The following is a 24323-nucleotide window of genomic DNA, read 5'->3' on the forward strand; positions in this document are numbered from 1 at the left end:
TAGCGTTTAGACCAAGGGGATTGGCGCGCGTCAGGGAGAAAAATGCCATGCCGGCAAGCGACCGGAACGACTGGACCGACACCGATCTCGATCTGCTGCACAGTATGGACGCCGCCGGGCTGCCCGTCGACCAGATGGCGCGCCGGCTGGGTCGTTGCGAGGAAGCGGTGTGCGATCACCTCGCCATCGTGCGGGCGCGGACGGGTGCGGTCCCCTTCCCCGGCGAACGCGTCCACCGCGCCGACCAGCATTGGGAAGGGCCGGACGAGGAAGGCGACGTCCCCCTGCCCGATGGCCGCCCGGCCGACGACTCCGCTGCCTGGGTGCATATCGATCCGCAGGGGCGGAAATAGGCATTCAGCCTAAAGCACGTCGCCGAACATGAACCATAGCATCGCGAACCAGGCGATCAGGCCGATCGCGCCGAAGATCCAGCCCGATCGGGCGGACACCCATTGCCAGAGGTTGTCCATCACTTGCGGATATATCTGAAGTACCAGACCTTAGAGATAATATCCACATAACTATTTGATAAAAAACACAATTTTTAGCATTTCGGGGAGGTTGGTTACCGCTTGTAATCACCGGGTAATCACCGTTCGCATAATGGCGGTAGGCAGTAAGCAACCGCTGTGTGTGTTCGCATACATGTCCCGCCCGACAGAGTGATCAGCTTGGAATTTCTGGCTACGCCCCGCTTCGGTCCCTGTATCCATCTGATTTGCTGCCATAGACTTGCTAGCCGAGCATAGCACGGTCGTGCCTCATTGGCTGGCGGACGGTCAGGCCACCTCCCCCAGCAGGCGCAGCGTCGCCCTATCCTTACAGCCCTCGAACCACCTATCAAGCGCCGCCTGAAACAGCGGGCCGGCACCGGCCGCGATGAACAGGGTGAGTGACGAACGCAGCTTGATCGCGTCGATCCCGCCAAACACCGCTTCGGCGGTGGTGCCGGTCAGGTCCTGGACCGCGGCGACGCATTCGCGCAGGCGCATGCCCAACACCGGATGATCGAGATAGGCGCGCGCCTCCTCAAGCGAGTGGATCGCATAGGTCCGTGCCATCACGCTGGCGCCGAGGCCGGCAATCTGCGGGAAGATGAACCACATCCAATGGCTGCGCTTGGCACCGCGCCGGATCTCTGACAGCGCCGTCTCAAGGCTTCCGTCCTGGGCGACGACGAAGCGCTCGAGATTGAAGGGATCGGTCATGGCGACGGCACTCGTCCTTGTTTCACCAACATCGAATCGTATCACCCCGACCGTATGGCGCGCCGGCAATCCGCGAATACTGGCCATATATCCTAACGGCGCTGAACCCGCGCTCCGCAGTTGAGGTCGACGCCGCGCTGTGGGAGATTGCCATCGGGATGGGGGCATCAGTATCATGACGGTGAAAGAGATATTCGGGCTGACGGTTCTCGGGGCGATTATCACCACCTCGGGTAGCCTGCTTGCTCTCTATATCAAGGAATTCGTGGCGGTTCGCTGGCTTGAACGGTGGAAGGCGCGGCAGACGCTGCTCAGCGTCTATCGCCGCTATCAGTTGCCGATCTTCCTGGCTGCGGAAGAGTTGGGCGGCCGACTCTACGGCCTGTCGCGCGAAGGTAATGATCGCGAAGAGCGTGATGTCGGGCTCGAACTGCTCCGAAATCCGGCAGCGCGCGAGCCGCATGCGGCAGTCAGCGATCATTATCTGCGCTACCGCTTTGTGAGCAATGTCTATCGACTGTGCAGTTTCCTGGGCTGGGTCGAGCTTTACCGCCGCGACATCGGCACGCTCGACGTAGATACGCTGGACCGTAATCGCGGGCTGGAAATCTGCTTGAGCAACATTCGGGGCGTGCTGGCTGATGGCTGGATTAATCAGCACGACGATTGGCGCGAGTGGCGCGATTGCCTGATTTACCGCGAGGAGCAACGCGCGATCGGACATGCAATGGCTTCGTCGAACGAGATTCTGGGCGTCCTCGATTTCGGCGGCTTCACGGCTGCGCTAGAGCGCGATCCCGAAGGCAATGGGGAAGCGAAATGGTTTGTGCAAGCCGCCCATTTTTACGAGAATCTCAAGCGCGCGAACGATTTCCGCCTGATCAGAATGAAGATGCTCCTCACCTATCTAACGGACCTCATGGAACTCCTGCAGCCGGGTCGCATTGACCGCTCCCATGTCACAACGGCCGAGCGTTACCGTACGTCCTTTGACAGCTTTACGGGCGGGCCGGCCTGGAGACCCTATCCGCTACCCCATGACGCACTACCGGTGCACAGCACCCCCGCCGCGCTATAGTAGCACGACGCTGCACGGTCGTGATCGCTAGAAGCACTCTCCCGGATTCCAGCTTCAACCGCCGAGCCAAACTACCTCGCGATGCCACTTCAGGCGGCTCCGGTGTTCCGGTGTAAGGGGCAATGGCGGTACCGCATCAATCTTAAGCTCGGCTAATGCTGCAGCACTCAACGTCGGCGAAGGGATCGCCCGGCCGTGATCGTCGAAGCCGAGCAGGCCAGCGTCGAACGCCGCATCCCACAGGCTTGAGAGAAGAAGGCCGTTATATAAGTTCAGCCGCTCCGCGTCGCTCTCGCAGCGGGCCCAAGGTATAATGTGCGAAGCCCGCAAGAGGTCTGGCTCGGTGATACCGGTGAGCGGACATTGGCTATTCCAATATGTCAGTAGCGCATTGCGGAATTTGTCCTGGCCGATGCGTAGCTTCTGAATCCGATCATACTCGGTGTCACCGAGATGCGCGCACTCGGCGAGATACTCCTCAAGAGGATGAGTCGGAAGGCTCATCGAAAGGCGATAAACATCGCTTACGGCGGCGAACAGGGCGTCCCTGCCAGGGAATACGAATGCGGCCGAATGCCCGTTTGCACAAGGTGAAGCCGGTTCGGCATTTAGCTCACGGGCCGCGCCAGGATGCGTGATCGAGAGAAAGAGTGGGCCATCGAGACCCGAAACGGTGGCTGCTACTGCGATCTCGCCGGGTGCCGATGCGGATCGAAAGAAAAGCCAACCCGCCGCTTGCTCCGGCCCAATCCGATATCCGTGCTCATTCGCAGCATCTCGCAATTCAGAGAGCAGCGCGAATGGGTAATTTGTTAGTCGGAGCTTGGTCCCCGTCACAGATCAATGCCGAGCAAGCGCCGAACGGGCGGGTCTCCATGCACCTTGAATCTCAAATATGGCGACTCTCGATATTCCGCCGGGGGGGCAGTGGTGGTCGTAACGATGTACTGAAACAGCGGCGTTCCGCCGACGCGTTCCAGCTCTTCGACAATGTCGAACAATCTCCCGTAGATCGACAAGCCAAGGTCGGCTTCTCTTGGACTGTCGTGCAACAAGAACGCTGGGACGCGCGTCACTCCCTCAATGCTAAGGCACAGGGCAGAGAGGTCAAACGCCAGGATTTTCAAAGATTCAATCGCTGCGGTGCTGCGATCGCCGCCCAAGTCAACCGAGAGCTCCAGACCTTTGCCGGAAAGGGTAACGCGGCCCCGCACGTCATGACGGCCAATCAGGCGCCGAATAATCGGATCGAACTTTTCGCTCATGCGGCCGAATATGCGAGCCTGCTTGTCACGGAACGCGCCCAGGCGCTCGCGCTCAGCTTCGAGTTTCGTCCCTAGGTCGCGTTGGCGTCTTATCGCATTGTCCTGCGCTCCGATAAGCTCAGCCACACGCTCGACATCGTCCTGGACTCTTCGTGCCGCGTACCAAGTGGCCTCTCGTGTATCGCGTGCCTTCTCTATCGCAGCGACACGATTGGCTGCTTGATCCAACTGCTGCTTGGCGAGGGCGATCTGAGGGAGAAGCTTGACGCCTTCCTGGCGCAAGCCTTCGAGGCGCTTTCCCTGTTCCTCAAACTCCGCTTGTCGTTGTGCCCACCGCTGCCGACATGCTTCGGCGTCGGGAATTTTGTGCGAAAGCTTACACCCGTCAGCCAAAGCTCGGTCGATCGGTACCTCGCAAATTGGACAAATTGGGCTCTCCGCTTCGGCTTGCGAATAGGAAAGCCCCGGCAGCTCCCCTTGAATTTCGCTCAGCACTCTCTGTTCGATGGGAATCGACGCTTCAATACGAATGCGCTCACCCTCGAGGCGTGCGTAGTCAACGCGTGCAGCTTCATGTTGCGAACGCGCCGCAACGAGTTCTGCGCCGCCAGCAGGAAGCTTTGACGCCGCCGATAGGCGCCCCTCTGCCGACTTCCGCATGACATCGATCAGCAGCGGCATCTCAGGCAAGGATTGAGTCGCGAGATCGAGCGCAGCGATAAGGCGGCTTTGAGTACGTTCGATTTCCCACCGCCGGTGGCCGATCTCCTGGTCTAGTATTCGTCGACCCTCGCTCAGGGTATTCACCTCGCCTCGTGTCGCTTGTTCCTCTGGCGTGATAGCCATCAGGAAGGCACGCAGCGCCTCGAGCCTAGGTCCCTTCTCCTGTCCGCTTGCAGGTATAGGTGAATCCGAATCGGAAGTTGGCGACCGCCAATCCAGAACGTCGTCAAATCGACATTCCTGGTCCCGCGTCAGCCAAGCGAGGGCGATCGGCCAAACCGGTCCTTCTGTCCGGGGGCGGACCAGCTTAGCAAGTTCGGTGGTAATGACACTTTGATCGACGGCGTCGATAAAGGGCTCAAGGCCAGTTGATGTGCCCTCGCCGGCGGCGATTTCATCAAGATTGCCATCGGCAACCGCCATGTGCCGACGGCGAATGCCAAGAGGCCGGACGATCGCCCAGCAGGTTCCGTCGAGCATGACTTCCGCGCCGACAATGCCGTTGATGAATGCGGTGCCTATCCGGTCTCGTTGTGGCTCCGTGGCGAAACGATCCTCACCTAGGCAATAGCGGATCAACCTGCAGAACAGCGTCTTACCACTGCCATGTCCGATCGCGTCTGTTTGATCGGCCGAAGCGGCATCGTCAGCACCGTCCGGCGACCAGACGATGTTAAGGCCGGGGCGAAGGGCAATATCACGTACCTTCTCCCCGCCAGGCGCATTCCAGATCACTAGACGCCGAACCCAGATTCGCGGCCCCACCAGCCCGTCGGCTGGTGTTACGGTAAGAGACTGAGGCCCTAATAGGTCAGGCTGCTGCGGCATCGGCGATCCAATGCTGTATATCGTCCGGCAACGAACTTACCGCCGTCGCGAGATTGATGCTTTTCAATTCCTCCAACACGAAGCCGGCCCGCCCGTCTGGCCAGCCTGCTGTATCAATCACGTCCAGCCCGGACCCGGGTGCCCAGGTATTGCGCTCTAGGTCTTCGACCAGCCGGTCGTTGCCTCGATGATTCCGGACTGCGGCTCCCCACGCCGCGTTATTCCGCGTCGCGAACGCCGCGACGTTGCTTACAAGGGGTTCCGCTTCTGAGCCGACCAGCCGACGCCATTCTGATGCGCTTGCGTTGGACAGGAGGGGAGCGAGTAGCCGCGGCTCCAAGACTAGAGCAGCCGCCAAGCGGACATCATGAATTGGTTTCGGACCCTCCATCGCCTTAAGTATGGCGGCCAGAGCAGCTCCTACATCACCACCCAGCGTCGGCGTCGGCCGAGCCCAAGCACCATCATCCAAAGCCACGTCGAGTGCCTGTGGCCGACGGATCTCAAATGGTGCCGCCGCAACTTGCATTCCCGCGAGCTGATCGAATGCTTCGAGTACAAGACGCTGCGTGCGGAATTCGGTGAAACGCGCTTCTTCGTTAGTTTTGAGAACACGAAAAGTCTCCGACGGATAGTCCGCTCCCCTTACGTCGGATGGATCTAAGACATAGCGCAACTCGTCGCGGCTTAACCCATATTTCAACGCAAAGAAGGCGTCGAGTTCAGCACGCAGGAGCGCGCGGCGGGGTTCGTTCCACTCGAAAGGGGACCCCACATGCCCGAGATCTTCCGCCCATCCGCGCATGGCATGGCTATTATAGGTCAGCTCCAGGACGCGCGATTTAATGAAGGCGAGATCAGTCGAAGAGAAGGCTGACGGCGGCAGAACAGGAAGCTGCTCAGCAATAAAGAAATTTAAGTGGTTTCCACCAACCTTGTATCGGCCCACGCAATCTACGATCAAACTGGAGAAATGAGCCAAAAAGGCGGCAGACATTCCCCCTTCGGTGCCGAGCGGAAGGTGCCAGAGAGGCAGATTATTCCCTACGCCTGTGGGAGGGAAGACAGTTCCAATAATCGTTCTTTCTGCCGAATTGTTTGTTATGTCTCGCCATCCCATAAGCCAACGGGGTTTTCTGTGCTCTATGAGAGCGGCGGTCAACACGAGTCCATCGTCTGATCCGCCTTCCAAAAAGACGATATCATTCGGTGTGAGAGGCGTCTCTGCTTGCATTGCAGCGCCGTTGGACAAAGTCTTTGGGTCAAGCAGAAATCGGTCCGGCGAAGCGCCAAGAATTGCGCGCCACGGGTGATGCCGCCCCAAAATTCGAGCCAGATCGCCTTCCTTTGCCGGAAGGCCACCAACATTCGCAAAATACCCGGCCAACCACTCAGCTAAAATTCTGAGGCACCGCTCCCCGCTCCCCTCTCGCCATGCGCGCTTCAGACTCGACGGAACTCGCGCGATACGGAGCGCCACCTCTTCTTCAGGTACCCAAAACCAAGGATCGGGTTCAAATGCCGGGTCCAGTCGATCAGACATCGACGTTTCGGGCAAAGATCCATCAGCTGGACGTTCTGATAAGTTCCCGAAGGTACCAAAGCGATGATCGAAATGGTGAACCATCTTCGATTCATAGAGCGGGATGTATCGCGTAAGAGTCTGGTTCTCTTCTCGCACCCAGTCTGTATCTTCGCGGCTCCAACCTTCGCTACCTAATTGCGCCGCCGTGCGAAAATGGCCGGAGTCACTCGACATATGGAACATCGTCTGAAATGTCAGACGCCATGGGTTCTCGTCGGCCCCGTTATCTTCAGATCGTTTCTTGATCAGAACGGGCGCTTTTTGGTAGAGTTTTGCAGCTATAGCTGCGTCCGCTCGTGAACGGAAAACTGGAGCCGTCTTAGTATTTGGATTTATCTTTGCGATCTGATCCGGTGTTAACGTGAAACGTCGCTCCACCTGATTTAAATCCGAGATTTCCTTAATATCGAAGCAAAATTCTGCTTCACCAGATTGACTCCCCATGCAAAGTACACAGAAAGACTTTCGGTCATCGGTTCCCTTGAACCAAGCCCTGATCTCGTAAAATCCAAATAGTGTATGCAGGCGTCTGTTATCGATCAAATTACCAAAAAAGGCAGAGGTGGAACTGTCGGTCGCAATCCCCGTCGGAATAATTATGCCCGCGCGGCCATCTCTCTTGGTGAGCATAGAAAAATGCTCGGCAAACAAGGCGTACGTGTTAACGTCACCTTTCCCTGTCAATGGATAACGGCCGGAGCTTCGAACGAATTCGCTGGTCGCCTCGGCGGTGCGCTTAGCAAACTGGTATTCCGTCCAAAGGCGTCCGTCAGGGGTGTCGGGTTGGGCTTTTTCCAGTGCTTTGACCAACCTCTCGCGTTCCGACTTCGTTGGCGCTGAGGCGATAATCGGCGAGCGCGCGGCAAAAAATTCCAACTCTTGAAGTTTGATTCGTTCCCAAGGTGGATTGCCGATGACGACGTCAAATCCGCCCGCATCAAAAATGCGAGGAAATTCGATTTGCCAATGGAAGGCCATGACGGCCATCGATGTCTTTGCAGCACCGTCGGCTAAATGGAGCGCGACGTCCCGGCCAGCGGCAGCTCGCCACACATGTTCCGTGAGTGGGAGATCGTCAAAGGTCGATCCGCCAGCGATCTTTGGAGCGAAGAAGGCTGCAGTGTATAGATATGCGGATACGTAGAGATCGCTAGCGGATTTTAGGCGTGTCCACTCGTCTGAGGTCCGTATGGCCCTAAATCTCGCGCTCTTCTCTTCAACTTGCCTCAAGTCGTCCTGTGGTAATTCGTTCAGAACACGGTCCGCGCGCGATAGCGTCTCCGGCGGTCGCAACTCCGACAAGAGTCCGGTTGCACCTTTGCCATCCCGTTGCTGCCTGTTGTACCGGCCGTATGCTTTAGCGAGGTCTTTGTCGTCGCCCGTCAGCGGCTTATAGGCCTCGTCAGGAATCCCTCTTTTCAGCATGTCGATATCGAAAACGCCGATAAGACTATCCCCGCAGCGAATATTGCTATCGAGAAACGTGAGCGGCTTGCCGGGCTCAACTGTCTCGATCCAAAGTGCGACTTTGGCGAGTTCTACGGCCATTGGATTGCGGTCAACGCCATGGATGCAATGGCTTGCCACATCGCGCATTGCCGCGGGATAATCAGGAGCTTCATTGTTGCGTAGTAATGCTACCCGACTAGCCATTCTTCTGGCGGCACCGAGCAGGAAATGTCCTGAACCACACGCTGGATCTATGACCGTGAGCTGTAAGATCGCCTCGGGTCCTCCAGTCGCTTCGGCTTTAGCAACAACGGGGTCGAGAGTGCTGTCGAGTAGCGTTTGAACGAGTGCGTCTGGTGTATAATAGCTCCCGCTCGTCTTTCTGGCGTTACCGCGGGACTCATCGCCGTTCACGAAGCAGAATCGTCGTCCATTTTCGTCGCGCGCGGGAACGAGTTCCAGCAAACCCTCGTAAACAGACCCCAGTTCTTCCGTCGCCATATCGCGCCAATTGATACGAACGCGACGTCCGTCGTCGATTAGCCAGCCGAGCCGGAATATTGCGGCCAAGAAAGCTCGATTGGATAGTTCTGCCTGGTCTAGATCGGGTGTGAGACCCCTCGCGAACAGGCCGCCGAGCGCCGGCAGGCCCAGCAATTTTTCGCCGTGCTCTAGGGCGCGAAGCACTATTCGCGCACCTTCCCAACAGTCGTGATGACGATCGTGTGCGCTTGGGCGGGCCGAACGATCACGTAAACTGCCGAAGCCGTAATGCTGTGCGTAGAGGCCCTTGACGCTGCGCGAGGTCTCCGGAGGGTGGAGCAAATCGCGATCCTCAGCGACAGCCAGGAAGATTAATCGATAGACGAGCCGCAAGAGTTGTTCGAACCACCCCTGCATCGTCAGATCACCGTTGTCGATGCGATCGCGCAAACCCGGATTTCCATCAAGGAAACCCTGTCCGAGCGCGAGCAAGGCATTCTCGACGTTGCCACGCAACCGCTCGCGAACGGCGGTTCCCGCGCGCAACCCAGCCTCGCGCCAACGCTCAAGAGCACTGTCTCCTGCCGTTGCGCCTTCGGCGCCGAAACGTGTCGCGTGGATCAGCAACCAGATCGCAGTGAAATCAGCGAACATCTCGTCGCGGAAAATCGCGCCCAAGTCGGCCTCGATATGGGCGGGTCTAGTAAAGCTGACATTATCTCGCAGCAGGCGGACGCGATCGCCAGCGAAGGCCAGACCCCAATTGGCATCGACATTGGCGTTGAGCCAGTCCTGCAGGAGTACGACTGGCGAGCGTTTTGTTGCTCCGCCACCTGCACCGTCGCCGAACTCGGCAAGGGCGCGAGTAAAGCCTTCGGCGGCCTTGCCCCTTTCAGTGATCGGCGCGGCGACGATGATCGGCACGCGCCCTCCCTTTGCTTCCCAAGCAATCCGGTAACGGCGGTCGTCGCGCTCGTGTGTAACGGGACCCACCAAAGCAAAGCCGAATGCTTCTTCGAGCAGCGTTTTCACAAAGGCCGCGGTCTGCGTGACTGTCGGCGCGTCGATTGCCGCGTAGCCTCGCCAATGCGCTTGGCCGATGCGAAAGTAGCGCGTGATCTCGTCGCGCAGTGAGGTACCCTTTGGGCAGCCATAATCGGCGGCAGCCCTTTGGTCCGGCGTGGCCGATGCGATGACGACTAGTTGTTCGGGTGCAATCAATCCGCCTTCGACCGATATCGCCGCAAAGCCGATATCGGCGGTACGCTTGCTCGATTTCGACATCAGCTTGCCTCCGGCAACAGCACATAGAGGCCGATGATGTCGGCGGGCAGAACGGGCATGACCTTAACCGTCGAACCGCCACCAGCCGCCTCGGTGAGCCGCTGATGATCGTGCGACAGCAAATCACCGCGCGATCGCGCAAATGCTGCGATCATCTCTTCATAGCCCGGCAATCGGGCGCGGGCCGCGTTCAGATGGCGGATGCGAGTGTCGGTTTCGAGGTTGGCTGAGGCTTCGACTTCGAGCAGCGACAGAGCCTCGGGTCCGCTGAGCGTGCCGGTCTGATCGAGGCCGCCAAAGGCTAGGGCAGTGGCCTCTTCCGCGAGTAATAGACGATTGGTGCGGCCGCTCGTGACGAGTTGGAAACGCAGTCGCACGAGTAACAGGGTCGTCATCTGAGTTACCGCCCGTGTACGCCAGACTCCTGCGCGGCCCAGCGGATTGGCTTCGGCCCCCTTGGGATCGAGCGCACCTTCAGCCAGCGTTTCCGCAAGAGTTGCCACCAGCGGGTGGGCACGGCCGACATGGGTGACTCCCGGCGACGGATCATCGACAAAAGCGATCCGGCGTGTGCCTACCAGTCCGCGGAGCTCCAGGCGCTCCCGCATCGCTTGCGGCAACGCTGCGAGATGGACCAATTGGTGATCGCCCGCCTTTTCGAGCGGCGCCTGAACGCGGCGTAGCGCCCGATCCGTGAAGCGAGCGACTTCGGCATCCCCGCCGTTCAGAGCGCGCATCTTGCGCCATTCCGGGATCACTTCGTCGGGCTTCAACGCGCCCTGCGCATAACGCGCCCTGCTAGCCTTCACATTTTCGGCGGTGTCACGCCACGCCGTATCAAGCCGCTCGGGCGCGGTACCGAAATCGAACACGAACTGTGTCCGCATTCCGCCCTTACGCAACAAAACGGCCTGCATGAGCGCGGCAGTGATACCGGCCTGATCCTCCGGCATTGGCACAGCAACACCGGTCGCCTTCTGAATAGCCTCGGCCTTGCGGATGATCACGCTCAGCACCGCGCCGTCGATCGCGCTATTCTCGCCATACATCATCAACGACCGCACTAGCGGCGCCTGCTGACCGAAGCGATCAACACGACCCTCCCGCTGCTGGTGACGGGTCGGATTCCAGCTCAGGTCATAATGGATTATCGTATCGAACAGGCTTTGCAGGTTGATTCCCTCTGACAGGCAGTCGGTGGCAACCAGAATGCGATTGTCGAACTGCTGCAGCGCCTCCACTCGGTCGCGGCGGTCGTCGGGAGTCAACGCACCCGTGATCACCGCAACCTCGGCCTTCGGCCAGGTCTTGCGAAGCACGCCACCCAGTGCCTCGGCGGTTGCGATAAACCGACAGAAAATAACTGGCTTCGCACCATCCTTCAGCAAGGGTCGGAGCTCCGTCACAAGGCGGCGAATCTTAGGGTCCTCTTCGCGGCGGGCATCAAGTGCCTTCGCTTGGGCGATTAGTTCCCGCAGCACATCCTGCTCTTCGCCCTGCGATGCGGCTGTGGCCGGCTCGAGATCGCCCTCGTCGAGCATACCGTCCTCGGCGTCGAACACGATCGGTTCGATCGTATCCTCCTCAGCGATACCGCCTAGGCGGTTGCCGAGTGCACTCGCCGCCGCCGCGGACGACGAGCCGACGCAGCGCATCAGCGCGAGCGTACCCCAGAAGGCGAGGCGACGACTACGCTGATCCGCGCCCGCGCGCTCAGTGACTGACAGGCAATAATCGAGCACGTCTTCTTGAAAGGTCGCGAAATCCCCGGTGAGGAGGTAGGCAGCTTCATTGGTCTTGTGCTGGGCAAAGGCCCGGCGCTCACCCCATCCGTCCTGGATATCGGCACGGCGCCGCTGGACGAAGTGCTGTGCGAGCCTGCGGGCATAGCGTTCGCGGGCATTGGCATCTCCGCTCTCTGCGCCGCCAGCAAGTTCCGGGTGGATCAGCCCGAGCAGCCGATCGTAAGCGACGACATCGCCGCTGTGCGGGGTCGCCGTCAGGAGCAGCATATGCCGTTCGATATTGGCGGCGAGCCGTTCGAGCAGCTCAAACCGCTGATGTTTGCCACGCTCCCCGCCGACGCAGCTATGCGCCTCATCAACGATCACGAGGGGCGGACAGGCCCGTGCAAATTCATCGCGTCGGCTATCCGCCTTGATGTAATCGAGACTGACGACGGTGTACGGATAGGCTTCGAACAGGCTTTGGGAGGTGGGCAGGCCCCGTTCGAGGCTCCGCGCACGCGCCGAGGTGACCGCAACAGCATCAACATCAAATTTTTCGCTGAGTTCGCTGACCCATTGATCGACGAGATGCGGAGGACACAGCACGGCGAAGCGATCGACCGTGCCGCGATCGAGCATTTCGCGCAGAATCAGCCCAGCCTCGATCGTCTTGCCGATCCCGACGTCGTCGGCGATCAGCAGGCGGACGACCGGCAATTTCAGGGCCATCATCAGCGGTACGAGTTGATAGGCGCGCGGCTCAACGCCAAGATGGGCCGCGCTCCGGAACGGGCCAGCACCGCGCCGCAACGACAGGCGCAGCGCGTCGGCAAGCAAGCGCGCGCCATCTTGGGTATCGAGACGATCGGCGGTCGGTGCGGCAAAGCTGGCCGGCGTCACCGGTTCCCGTTCGAGCGACGGAGCGATAAGCTGGGCATCCTCATCGGAACCTGACAGTGGTCGCATGTTCAGCAGGCCTTCCGCCGGCGACGGCAGCACAACCCATTCGCGACCGCGCGCTCTGACGAGATCGCCGGGCGAAAAAACGACGTTCTCCATCAGGAGACTCCCAGTGCCGTCAGAAGGATAGCTGGTGGCCGATCGCCGGGAGCGACTGGAAGTGCGACAATGTCGAGGATGCCGAGCGCGCTCGCTGCTTCGACCAATGTGTCAGGCATCGGTCCTGGCACCGCTAGCACGTCCTTCGCTGGCCAATAGAGCGGGTAGTTTTCACCCGCGATTTTAACCGATGCGGGTTTCGGCAGGCCCCAGCCCGCGAGCGCCTCCGGCCACCCATGCCCACTGCCTTGGACAGGCTCCGCCGACGCATCCGCAGTCGCAAGCGCGCAGAGGAATGCCACCACTTCGGGATCGCGACGATCGATCAACTCATGATCTGGCTGATTATAATAGGACAACAAGCAGCGGTAGCAGCCCGCGACGCAGGCGCCTTCCTTTTCGTTCATGTGTCCATGGTCGAACGGCGCCTCATAGTGCATCAGCGACAATGCTCGTTGCGCGACCTCCGCCAGGCTTTCAGGCTGGGACACCAGCCGGTTGAGTACACCGGCCCCGCCTTCTGTTGCTTCGTACAGTAGTATCGTGTTGCGCTGATCGCGGGTGGGCAAGGGCTCACCTAACAACTCTGCCTCCTCCAGCTCGTAACCAATCTGGATACCGCGCAGCAGGGCATGCTGAAGTGTTGCCATCTGTCCTTTCGACAGGTCGGCAATCGGCCGCAGGAGCAGCGCATTCTTGTGATCTTCGACAATCGGCACGATGCGCTGAGCTTTCGCCGTCGTCACATCACCCTCGTCGCCGGTATCATCGTCGCCGCCGTCGAGGGAATCCTTCAGCCATCGACCGGATTGGGGATCGATGCAGAACCCAAGAATCGACTTCGATTTGCGCCGCCTGAGGCCCTTGTTGATGCGGGAAAGCTTGGCCGACGCGCCGAAATCGAGGTGGAGGAGGGGGCCGTCTGACCCCTTGAGTAGCGCGGAGCGGATGTCCGGCGCACCGCTTTTCATCGGCCACTGGAAGACGGTCTGAATCTCGAACCCACGCCGCTGCCTGTCCTCGTCATTGGCGGTAATACGCGCAGACGGCGATGTTTCGACATTGTCGATTCGATAGACGGCGTTCAACCGCTCAACCCCGCCGAGCGAAGCGCTGCAGGCATGACAGCGCTCCTGCAGTTCGTCGTTATGAGCTGCACCGCATTCCCCGCACAGGATCAGCGTCGATGTCGCGAGTTTGCCGTCGTCCATGCGATCGGCGGGCAGTTTCGCCTTCGTCACGCGATAGGCTCGCCCTTCATGATAAATCAGGCTGTTCGGACCGAACTCCGCGATCGCGAGGAATCGCGGCCGTTGCAGCATCGCGCCTTTCGTAGCCGGGATGAAAGCATAGAGGGGAAGCCGCGGGAAATTGTACCCTGGGAGGAACCCCTCCGTCGCGAGGTAGCGATACGTGTAAAAGTCCGACCCGCTCGATGCACGGCCGCGTTCGAGGATGTCGAGTTCCTTGGAGGCGTTGCGATAGCGTGTCGCAGCCGCGGTGCGTTCGCCGGCCTTAAGGCCCGTCTTCTGTTGGATCGCATGTGCCAGTTCCTGCTCATTGCGAGCTCCGCGGTGTAGCCCTCGCCAACGCTTGAAGCTTGCGGCAAACGCGTCCGCTGCTTCCGCATCGGTCTCGGCGACGAAAGCCTCAACGTCGGTGAGCCAAGGTGCATCTTTCAGGTTGACCGCAGGCAACATCGCATCGACCAGCCTGCGCATAATCGGACGCGCCGCGCCGGTTGAAGCCAGGCGCTCGAAACACGCGGAGATGTTTGGCGTGATCGGCATGTCCTTCGCGGTCATGTCGAGATTTTCGGGAATTGAGGACTTCAGTGGAACGACTGCCGCCGCGAGCCACTCGGCATGCAGGTGACTCTTGAGCAGATCCTTGTTGGCAAGATCGAGCGCAGGCGGTCGCACGATGCCTGCGACTAGAGCTTGCCGATCAGCGAAATAATATTGATCGTGAGGGGATTGGGCAGCGCAGTACGTCACGACCAGCGCCGCTTGGCCGCTGCGGCCGGCACGGCCGGAGCGCTGCGCGTAATTTGCTGGCGTCGGGGGCACGTTGCGCATGTAAACTGCGTTGAGCGCGCTAATGTCGACACCCAGTTCCATCGTCGGCGAACAGAACATGGCGGGCAAGAAGTCGGTTGACTCACCCTGTTCGATCATTCGATCCTTGTTGACGTCAATCCGCGAAACGTCGTCCCGCTCGAAGCGGAACCTATCCTCGCGCCAGCCACGAACCTCCTGATCGACCTGAGCCGTATGCTCGCGCGCCTCGAAGGCATTCGGCAGCCTGCCAGGCTGGCCGAGCATTCCGGCGACCTGATCGTAGAGTGCCCGAAAGAACGCGTTTTGGCGTTTGGCATCCGCGCGCGTCTCAGTGGCGAACAGCCGCAGCGACGACGGCGAAACGCGCCATGCCGCCGCGTCGAATCCAGATGAAATCCGGCGCACCAGCTGATGTGCCTCGGCCGCTTTAAGCAGCGCCCGGATCATATCGTCGTACTCGCTAACCGGCAGTGTATCGCCCCAAATATCCTTGTGACGAAGAGCCTTGCCCAAATTGGTTCGCCAGCCGGCGCGGACGATCAATGCATCCTCGGTGGCCTTGCTTTCTCCCTTTCTGGGCGGGTCAATCATCAGGAAGCCGCTCTCGCGAAGGCCGTCTTCCTCTTCGCGATCGATCGCCCAGGGATCGCGCAGGCGGGTGCGCGAGTCTTGGGCCGTTTGCAGCACACGCTGCCGATCGAGTGCATCGGTGGCGATGGCGAGGCCTTGCCGCATTTGATCGAACAGTTTTTCGTACAGCAGTTTGCGCTGCGCAGGCGTTGCCAGCCGCAAACGGGCATTGCCTTGAAACTCTTCCTCATCACAGGCGAGCTCATCCAGCCCCTGAAACCGCGCAGCGATGAGTCCGACCTCCTCCAGGTTCGGATTGGTATAGCGCCAGCCGCGGCGCAGGTCGGCCCAAAGCCGGTGCGCCAGAACCTGCGTCAGCACCTCTTCGGCTTGCTGGCGATTGCTGTAGCCTTTGACATTGGGATCGAGCATCCAGTCGGCACAGCGGCTCGGCTCTTCCAGACTGAACCCGAGCGCCTCACGGATGGCATCGCCGAACTTCGCGTGCGACAGGCCCTTGTCACCAGCCCCGCGCACCGCGCGAAGGATCGCGCCGCGCAGCAGTGTCACGAAGATGAAGTCGTTGAAGTGCCCAGCCTGTAGCGCTGCATCCTGTCGGTTGTCGGTAAACCCCAGAAGTTTGCGGGTATGCTTGTCGATCGACCCGTCCCGATCCATCCACGCAAGGATCATGGACACGATAAGGGTTGTCGCGGAACTCCGGCCTTCGGCCGACAGACCTGCCAACTTGTTGATGTCGCGCGCCTGTGCTGGCGGCTGAAGTCGGCACTGCGGACAGAAGCGATATTTGCCAGGAAAGAACCATGCGGGAAGCCCGTCACTACCAAGCGATCCATCGGGACGGACGAGATAGAGATGACCTTCGTGTTTGCCCCGGTGGGCACCCTTTAGCCGTTCCTGGCCCGCGGGCGTTACTTCCTGCCAGTCATCGGGATAGTCGGCCGGCTGGCCACTGAATTCAAAGTCAGCGTTGACCGCGGGAACAAGGAAGCCAGTGCGCGTACCATCGGCTTCCACCTCATCTCGCGCCGGTTCATCGATCGGCCGCGCGATGATCCGATCACCATCCAGATCGCTGATTACGGATACGCTATGATGCTCTTGGCCGCATTCACGGCAGAAGAAGAGCGGGTAAAGCCGAGCATTGTCATCGTCTGGGTGAAAGAGCTGTCCCTCAAGTGAGACCCGGCGCGTCGCGGCCGGCTCGATCGTCGCATAAGCCTGACCAGCACCGGAAATGAAGCGATGGAGTTTGAAGGCAAGAAATGCTCGATCGCCAATGCCGCCACGCTGATCCTCGCGGCGTCCCATCATAGACAGCATATTGGCCAACGCGGCGACACACTGATCTGCCGGCAGCAGTGTTTTCTCGGCGAGTTCCTTGGCGGCATCTGGCAGCGTTATGGGACGCCGGCGTCTTAGCTTCTCTCCCTCCTGCAAGCCAATTCGAGTTTCAATCCAGCAGGCGAGGGGATGATCGCGAAGCTCCGCATTGGACAAAGTCCGGCTCTGCGGCGCTTCGACCAGCGCCCTGAGCTCCTGACCCAGGCCATCGACGTTGACCGAAGTAGATGTGGCTCGTTCGAGAAGCTCATCGATGATGCTGTTCGGGGAAATCGGCTCTCCGAACAGTTTCGTGGCGACCTCGGCAACGGCAACCGCCCGCTTTTCCTCTTCCGGCGAACTCGACATTGTGGCGGATGTACCGATGCAGATCAGCTTCTTGCCGGCGCAAAGACGCTCTTTCACGCGGCGTACAAGCATTGCGACGTCGGCGCCTTGCCGTCCGCGGTAGGTATGGAGTTCGTCGAGGACAAGGAAGTCGAGCCCAGTGGCGTTGCCGATTACGGCCTGATCGAGCGGATCCTGCCGGGTCATCAGCAGCTCGAGCATCATGAAGTTGGTCAGCAGGATGTCCGGCTTGCTGCGCGCAATCGCTTGCCGCTCAGCTTCGCTTTCCTGGCCCGTGTAGCGCGCAACCGTCGGTTGGAGCGCGGCGGGAAGATCTGCATCCCTAATGAATTTGGTGATCTCCCCCAGCTGGCTGTTGGCGAGCGCATTCATTGGATAGATGATGATCGTGCGGGTTCGTGGCGCTTCGCCAGCCCGGCGCGCGCGGACGATCGCGTCCACCACAGGGATGAAGAAGCATAGCGACTTCCCCGATCCCGTGCCGGTGGTGACGATGAAGCTTTCCTTGTTTGCGGCCTTGGCGACCGCACGCTCTTGATGCCGGTGAAGTCGCAGGCTGACCCTTGGGTTTCCGACTGCGAAGATCGATGCCAGCGCCGGGTCGAGAACCTCATCAGCGACGAGTTCGTCGATCGACCGGCCCGGCTCAAACCGAGGGTTAATGGTGATCAAAGGATCGGGCCAGAATTTGCGGCCGCTGTAAATAGTGTCGATCTGATCCGCAATTTCGGGCGCGCGGAAGATCGAAAATGATCTCGCAAAGGCTGCGTAGCGCTCGACAAGCGCGTCATCCAACTCAAATATGTTCACGCCGCCCGCCCCAACTCTTTCTTGTTCGTCATCGCATCAACGCAGACCAATCCAATGCTCTTAGCTAAAGAGCCTCGATTTCGTTGGCCCAGCGCAAGTCGAACTACCAGCTTCTACTTTTTCAATGCCACCGAATGGTCGCCCCCTGTCGCATTTCCTCGCGTCCCGGTATCACACAAACCCCGTCCGTGCATCGTCCTCCAAGTATGCGATGTGACGCTCGTCACTCTCAAAATGTGCACAGAGCGAGCATGTTATGTCGAGGATATTATCCTTACCTCTCCTTCCAGGGGCCACCGCTGGGCCATTCGCCGTCAAAGGCGGCGCCTTGGCCCAGCGCCAGCACCGGCGGCATCACCAGCGTCGCGATTTGCGCCTGGGTCGCCGCGAACGGTTCGGGCGCCAGCGCGATTTCGGTCCGCCGCAGGAACGCTGTCCATTGCGCCTGCTTCTCGTCAGCGAAGGCGGGCGTTAGCGCCGGGGGCGTCTCGATGGGCAACGTGGTTTGGCGGCGATCGAAGGTGGCCTGGATGGCGCGCGACAGCACCGCGCCATCGAACGCGAACGATCCCGCGATCGCCCATATGTCGTAGAAATCCTTCAGGCGCGTGTTCAGCATGCCGAGGGCGACCATGGCCTGGAATTTCTCGGCGACGACCGTTTCGGGCGGATAGGCCCGAAGATGCGCAGTGGGCTGACCGAGCAGCGACGGATATTCGATCTCGATCGCGCCCGGCGTGATCGCGTCGCCATAGCCGATATCGACGTGCATCGGCAGGCGCGCGCCGGCGAGTTCGGCGACGAAGTCGATACGGACGCCGCCATATTCATCCTCGGCGCGGGCCGCGGCCGCGCGCAGGGTTTCGGGCCGGAACACGATGCCGTCGTCATCGACCGCGACCGCGAGGATTTCCTGAAAAACCGCCGCCAGCTGCTCGGGCGCGTTTTCGCCGATGCCCAGCAGATCGAGGTCGCCGGTGGCGCGATAGGGGGCGTCCGCCCACAGGCTGAACAGCATCGCGCCCTTGAGCACGAACCGCTCGCAATAGGGCGACAGGCTCAGGCGAAAGAGCAGGCGTTCGATGACGTAGCGGGTCATCAGCAGCTGAGCGTTTTCCCGGCGCTCGCGGGCGCGCGCCGTCAGTCGGTCGCGCACCGAGACTGCCATGTTCTTCGGCGGCCGGCTCATGTCATGGCTTCGAGATAGGGCCGGATCACCGATTGAACCCGATCGAGCTGGGCATAACGGTAGAGCGCATTGAGGTCCGGCCGGGGCCGGGACTTCATGAAATCGCGCAGGGCCTCGACTGCCACGTCGATACCGATCTTGTTGCGGTGCTTGAAGCAGTCGGCGACGGTCTTGGCCGGTACGGTGATCGGCACGGGAACGCCATCGATGACGTGTGTCTCCACGCCCGCTGTCAGAGCTTCGCCGCTCGCGCGAACGATCTTCAGCGCCACCGACGGATTGACCGGTGCCCAATCCTTTTGGCCGAGCATCATCCACACCGCATGGGGTGTCTGCGTGGTCAGTTCGTGGAACTGCAGCGCCGAGAGCAGGCAGATGACGCCGCGCGGCTGGATACGCACGGCCTCGGCCAGGCTCGTCGCACTGTCGACCTCAGCATCGGCCAGTTTGTAGAGTCCGCGGCCGACCTGCTGAAGGACGCCTTCGTCACGCAGCCGTTGCAGGGTCGCCCGTGTGACGCCAGCCGCGTCGAAATCGCGGCCGCGCGCAATGCCGCGGTGCCGGACGACCTCCAGGGCCCGTTCTCGATGAGTCGTCGGCTCCATGCGGCCTGATATAAGTCCTCGGTATTTACATGCAATGACCAAGCTTTTGTATCGCGTCGCGGGAGGGGCCGGATCGAAGCTTCATAGCCACTATCAATATGGGGAAAGCCTTCCCCAGACAGCCAGCCAAGGTCTGGCCGTACCCCTTCTGCGGGGGCCGACCCCCGCAACACCCCAAGCGGTACGCGTGATCAAGGGAGCGCACACTGCCAGCTTCTGGCGAAGCCGGTCAGGGTGCGCGCGTTCTCGTTTTCCCGCGTTGCACTCTTGCTCTGTCCAGAAGACGCGGCGGCGGCTGGCCCACAGGCCCGCGCGCACGCCGCCGCGCCGGGCCGGTCGCCGCAAGGGTGCTTTTGTTGGGGGCACCGCTGACGCGGCGCGGTTGCTTGGGGCGCTGCCCCTGGCGCCCTTCGGATCGGCTTCCGCCCAGCTTCCTCCGCTTCGCTCCGTGCAGCCGGTTCCCCGCGAAGCCGCCCCTCCGGTTGCACCCCCGGTCTCGCCGACGGGCAGGGTTTCAGCGCGGCGCTTCGCTGCGCGAAACCCAAGCCAAGGAGCAGTAAGATGACCGATACCGTTCAGACCGAAGCCGTCAGTGGCGTCGAGATTTTCGTGCCGCTGAACAAGCTGAAAAAATCCCCCAACAATGCCCGCAAGGTGCCGCATGGGGAAGCCGCGATCGAGGCGCTTGCCGCATCGATCCAGCATAAGGGGCTGATCCAGAACCTTGTCATCGAACCCGAGACGAAGGAGGACGGGACGCCGACCGGCTGCTATCTCGTCACCGCTGGCGAGGGCCGCAGGCTGGCGATGCTCCTGCGCGCCAAGCGCAAGCAGATCAGGAAGTCGGAAGCCGTGCGCTGCTGGCTCGATACGCAGAACGATCCGTCCGAGATCAGTCTGGACGAGAACGTGACCCGGACCCCGATGCACCCCGCCGACCAGTTCGAGCGGTTCGCGGAGCTTTCCAACGACAAGGGTTGGGGCGCGCAGGAGATCGGCGCGCGGTTCGGCGTGTCGGCGTCCGTGGTGAAGCAGCGGCTTCGCTTGGGCGCCGTCAGTCCGAAGCTATTGCAGGTCTATCGTGAGGACGGCTTGACCTTGGACCAGCTTATGGCCTTCGCCATCACCGAGGATCATGCCCGCCAAGAGCAGGTGTTCGAGAACCTGCACCACAACCGCGAGCCGTGGATCATCCGGCGCGACATGACCGCCGCCAACGTGCCCGCCGCCGACCGGCGCGCGGTGTTTGTCGGGGCCGATGCCTATGTCGAGGCGGGTGGCACCATCATCCGCGACCTGTTCAGCGAGGACCGGGGCGGCTTCTTCGAGGATGCGGGCTTGCTCGACATGCTCGCTATCGAAAAGCTGCGCGAGATTGCCGGGACGGTGCAGGCCGAGGGCTGGAAATGGGCCGAGGCGCATATCGACTATCCCCATGCCCACGGGTTCCGGCGCTTCTATCCGCAGACCGTCGCCCTGTCCGACGAGGACGAGGCCCGGTTGGAGGCGCTGTCCACCGAGCATGACGAACTGGCCGAGGGCTATTCGTCCTATGACGAGATGCCCGAGGACGTGGCCGAGAAGCTGGAGGCGATCTCCGACGAGATCGACGCGATTTCGGCCAAGCGTTACGCATACGATGCCAACGTGATCGCGCATGGCGGGGTGTTCGTCGTGCTGAATCATGACGGCGTTCCCCGTATCGAGCGCGGTTTCGTCCGTCCCGAGGACGAGGCGCTGGCCGACCCACAGCCCGAGGATGAGGGCGAAAGCGAAGCCATCGACCCGGAAACCGTCACGGAAGAGCAGGCCGAGGTCGGCGACGAGGACGAGCAGCAAATCGAGGAAGAAGACGAGGAACCGGGCAAGCCGATTTCCGACAGCCTCACCCGCGACCTGTCCGCCCATCGGACGCTGGCCTTGCGCGTGGCCCTTGGCGAGCGGCCCGATCTGGCGCTGATCACCTTGACCCACACGCTCACGGCGCAACTGTTCTACAGCTACACCGAGGCCGGTTGCCTTGAGGTTCGTCCGACCGTGACGCCGCTTGGCAGCCATGCGGACGGGATCGAGGATACCCCACTGGCCGCAAAGGCGAACGAGGCCCGCGAGGCATGGGCCGAGCGGATGCCCCGTGATGTTGCGGACCTGTGGGGCTTCATCGTCGGGCTGGACGACGAGAAGCGGCTTGCGCTGCTGGCGCATTGCGCGTCCCGCACCGTCAACGCCCTGCGCCTGCCGTGGGACCGCAAGCCCCGTTCGCTGCAAACGGCGGACAGGCTGGCGACCGCGCTGACGCTGGACTTGGCGAAGGACTGGACGCCCACCGTGGACAGCTACCTTGGCCGCGTCACCAAGGCCCATATCGTCGAGGCCGTCACCGAAGGCGTGTCGGAGGACGCCGCCCGCCGTATCGCCGACATGAAGAAGCCGGACATGGCGCAGACCGCCGAGCAGCTTCTGGCCGGGACCGGCTGGCTTCCCGCCGTGCTGCGGACGCCCGAGCGGGAGCAGCCGTTCGATGAGGAGGCCCCCGATACCGAAGCGGAGGACAGCGAAGCGTCCTACGCCGTCGCCGCCGAATAGCGGCATCGGGCCGGGGCCGCGCGAGCGGTCCCGGCCTTCCATTTCGACCGGCGAAAAATCGCGGCCGCGCCGTTGGGCGCGGCCGCTTTCGTCTTGCGAACGCCCCGTCTCTCCCAAGGGAGGCGCAACACGGGTGGCGGATTGACGAGCAGCGTCTTGGCGATCGGTTCGCCGACTGACCTTATCAGGCCCTGGAGGCGGTGTTGCGTCGCGACGACGATATTGGCGTTCGGTGGCTGCAAATCCCGCGTCGCATGCGACATATGTCTGTCAAGGTTGCGGGACATCAGTTGCGCCCGTCATCCCGTGATCGCCTTCGTTGCTAGGGCGTTTGCTGATCGCGCGGTTCAGCACAGCAGCCATATTCCGCCCGTCAGGTCGCGAGGTGCGCCAAGGCGTCTAGTTTCGGCTTCGGCATGACCGCGTGGCCTCTCGATTGGCTTGATCTAACCGGGGCCGGCTTCGCCTTGCTCGACCTGGCGCAACGCCGCCGCGCGGCTTTTTTCCGCCGCCTTCGGCTTTGCATCGCGAAGCAAAAAAGCCGCGCGTCGCCATCCTCCGCTGCGCTGCGGCCGCAAGCGGTGCGCGTCCGATCATCCCCGCTTCACCGATCGCCATCGAGGCCGCGGCGGTCGTGGCCCGAAAGCGAAAGGAACTTCAACATGGCGACCATCGGCACCTTCACCCAAGCGGCCAACGGCTCCTTCACCGGAACCATCAAGACGCTCACCCTCAACGCCAAGGCCACCCTCCGGCCGATCGACAAGGAGAGCGAGAAGGCCCCCGACTACCGCCTCGCGGTCGGTTCCGTCGAGTGCGGCGCGGGATGGAAGAAGACCAGCCGCGAGAACCGCGACTACATCTCGGTCAAGCTGGACGATCCCACCTTCCCGGCGCCGATCTACGCCACTCTGTCCGAGACTGAGACCGCCGGCGAATACGCGCTGATCTGGTCCCGCTGACCCCCGACACGGCGCCCCGCTCCATCGGAGCGGGGCGCCTTCGTGTGTCTGTTTCGCGCGTTCTCGAACGCGGACGGGCCAGACGGCCCGGCATGTTGTCGGAGGTGCTTGGGGCCAGCCCCCGGCGCACTCCAAGCGGCTTCCGCCCAGCTTCCTCCACGCGTTCCGCGTTCCGTGCAGCCGGTTCCCCGCGAAGCCGCTTTCCGTTTGCACCCCCGGTCTCGCCGACGGGCAGGGTTTCAGCGCGGCGCTCCGCTGCGCGGAAACCCAAGCCCAAAGGAGGCCAAAATGCACTACCAGCTTGCCACCCGGTTCGGCCGCAACGCCCATCAGATCAGCGGCCGGGAGCCACTCGATAACGAGGCGCTCTATCGGCACGTCCCGTCCATCTTCGCCCGCGAGGCGCACGACAGCCGCTCCGAGCGCTATGTCTATGTCCCGACCATCGACATTGTGGAGGGGTTGCGCCGGGAAGGATGGTTCCCGTTCTTCGCCGTCCAGTCGGTGCCGCGCGACGGCAGTCGCCACGGCCACGCCAAGCATATGCTCCGCCTGCGCCGGGATGATGGCATCGGTAAGCCCGAGGCGGCCGAGGTCATCGTCGTCAACAGCCATGACGGGACCAGCGCCTATCAGATGTTCGCGGGGATGCTGCGGTTCGTCTGCACCAACAGCATGATCGCGGGCGAGCGGTTCGAGGAAGTCCGTGTGCCGCACAAAGGCAACATTCAGGACGACATCATCGAAGGCGTTTACACCGTGGCGGAGGACTTCCCGCGCTTGATCGACGCCAGCGAGTCGATGAAGGCGATCCAGCTTTCTCCGGATGAGCAGCGCTTGCTTGGCGAGGTCAGCCTTGTCGCCCGTTATGGCGACGACGAAAGCCCAGTTCGGCCCGAGCAGATCATCGAGCCGCGCCGCCGCGAGGATGTGGACCACAGCCTGTGGACCACCTTCAACGTCATTCAGGAGAATGTCGTTCGGGGTGGATTGCAGGGCCGCAAGCGCAATGCGGAGGGCCGTATCCGCCGCGCGCAGACCCGTGCGATCAACGGCATCGACCAGAATGTGACGCTCAACCGCGCGCTCTGGACGCTGGCCGAAGGGATGCAGCGCCTCAAAGCGGCGTGACGATA

General features: G+C 61.4%; 14 protein-coding genes. 5 read left to right on the forward strand and 9 right to left on the reverse strand.

Annotation, left to right across the window (positions count from 1 at the left end; all coding sequences use genetic code 11):
* Positions 1–47 precede the first annotated feature (47 nt).
* The gene (locus ACFB49_RS09560; protein ID WP_380878851.1) at positions 48–353 is read left to right on the forward strand and encodes a hypothetical protein; all 306 of its coding nucleotides are present in this window, start codon (positions 48–50) and stop codon (positions 351–353) included.
* Between the two features lie 429 nt (positions 354–782).
* On the opposite strand, the gene ACFB49_RS09565 is transcribed toward ACFB49_RS09560, so the two are convergent.
* A complete protein-coding gene (locus tag ACFB49_RS09565; RefSeq protein ID WP_380878853.1) occupies positions 783–1211 on the reverse strand; it encodes a DUF1810 domain-containing protein in 429 nt (142 codons plus the stop codon).
* Between the two features lie 175 nt (positions 1212–1386).
* Between ACFB49_RS09565 and ACFB49_RS09570 the strand changes: the two genes are divergently transcribed.
* Positions 1387–2289, forward strand: a complete 903-nt coding sequence (locus tag ACFB49_RS09570) for a hypothetical protein (RefSeq protein WP_380878855.1) — start codon at positions 1387–1389, stop codon at positions 2287–2289.
* Positions 2290–2343: 54 nt separating this feature from the next.
* Here ACFB49_RS09570 and ACFB49_RS09575 read toward each other — a convergent pair whose 3' ends face one another.
* The 7 genes from ACFB49_RS09575 to ACFB49_RS09605 form a co-directional block, all read right to left on the reverse strand.
* Positions 2344–3126: an HNH endonuclease gene (locus ACFB49_RS09575; RefSeq protein ID WP_380878857.1), complete on the reverse strand. Its 783-nt coding sequence runs from the start codon at positions 3124–3126 to the stop codon at positions 2344–2346.
* Complete coding sequence (locus ACFB49_RS09580) at positions 3123–5012, reverse strand: chromosome segregation protein SMC (RefSeq protein ID WP_380878859.1); 1890 nt, start codon at positions 5010–5012, stop codon at positions 3123–3125. Before ACFB49_RS09580 ends, ACFB49_RS09575 begins: the two co-directional genes overlap by 4 nt.
* 76 nt (positions 5013–5088) lie before the next feature.
* Entirely contained in the window at positions 5089–9906 is a 4818-nt protein-coding gene (locus ACFB49_RS09585) for an Eco57I restriction-modification methylase domain-containing protein (protein ID WP_380878861.1), read from the reverse strand.
* Positions 9906–12692: a DEAD/DEAH box helicase gene (locus ACFB49_RS09590; protein WP_380878863.1), complete on the reverse strand. Its 2787-nt coding sequence runs from the start codon at positions 12690–12692 to the stop codon at positions 9906–9908. The genes ACFB49_RS09585 and ACFB49_RS09590 overlap by 1 nt, the downstream gene beginning before the upstream one ends.
* Positions 12692–17845 (reverse strand): DEAD/DEAH box helicase, encoded by a 5154-nt coding sequence (locus tag ACFB49_RS09595; RefSeq protein WP_380878865.1) that lies wholly within the window; start codon positions 17843–17845, stop codon positions 12692–12694. The genes ACFB49_RS09590 and ACFB49_RS09595 overlap by 1 nt, the downstream gene beginning before the upstream one ends.
* A gap of 274 nt (positions 17846–18119) precedes the next feature.
* Positions 18120–19034 (reverse strand): nucleotidyl transferase AbiEii/AbiGii toxin family protein, encoded by a 915-nt coding sequence (locus ACFB49_RS09600; RefSeq protein WP_380878867.1) that lies wholly within the window; start codon positions 19032–19034, stop codon positions 18120–18122.
* Entirely contained in the window at positions 19031–19639 is a 609-nt protein-coding gene (locus ACFB49_RS09605) for a type IV toxin-antitoxin system AbiEi family antitoxin domain-containing protein (RefSeq protein WP_380878869.1), read from the reverse strand. Before ACFB49_RS09605 ends, ACFB49_RS09600 begins: the two co-directional genes overlap by 4 nt.
* Positions 19640–20200: 561 nt before the next feature.
* On the opposite strand from ACFB49_RS09605, the gene ACFB49_RS09610 reads away from it, so the two are divergent.
* Positions 20201–22225, forward strand: a complete 2025-nt coding sequence (locus tag ACFB49_RS09610; protein WP_380878871.1) for a ParB/RepB/Spo0J family partition protein — start codon at positions 20201–20203, stop codon at positions 22223–22225.
* On the opposite strand, the gene ACFB49_RS09615 is transcribed toward ACFB49_RS09610, so the two are convergent.
* Positions 22204–22512 (reverse strand): hypothetical protein, encoded by a 309-nt coding sequence (locus tag ACFB49_RS09615; protein ID WP_380878873.1) that lies wholly within the window; start codon positions 22510–22512, stop codon positions 22204–22206. The genes ACFB49_RS09610 and ACFB49_RS09615 overlap by 22 nt on opposite strands.
* A gap of 375 nt (positions 22513–22887) precedes the next feature.
* Between ACFB49_RS09615 and ACFB49_RS09620 the strand changes: the two genes are divergently transcribed.
* Positions 22888–23187, forward strand: a complete 300-nt coding sequence (locus ACFB49_RS09620) for a DUF736 domain-containing protein (RefSeq protein WP_380878875.1) — start codon at positions 22888–22890, stop codon at positions 23185–23187.
* Between the two features lie 288 nt (positions 23188–23475).
* Positions 23476–24318, forward strand: a complete 843-nt coding sequence (locus ACFB49_RS09625) for a DUF932 domain-containing protein (protein WP_380878877.1) — start codon at positions 23476–23478, stop codon at positions 24316–24318.
* Positions 24319–24323 lie beyond the last annotated feature (5 nt).

It is taken from the genome of Sphingomonas sp. DBB INV C78, assembly GCF_042693015.1.
Classification (GTDB): Bacteria; Pseudomonadota; Alphaproteobacteria; order Sphingomonadales; family Sphingomonadaceae; genus Sphingomonas_E.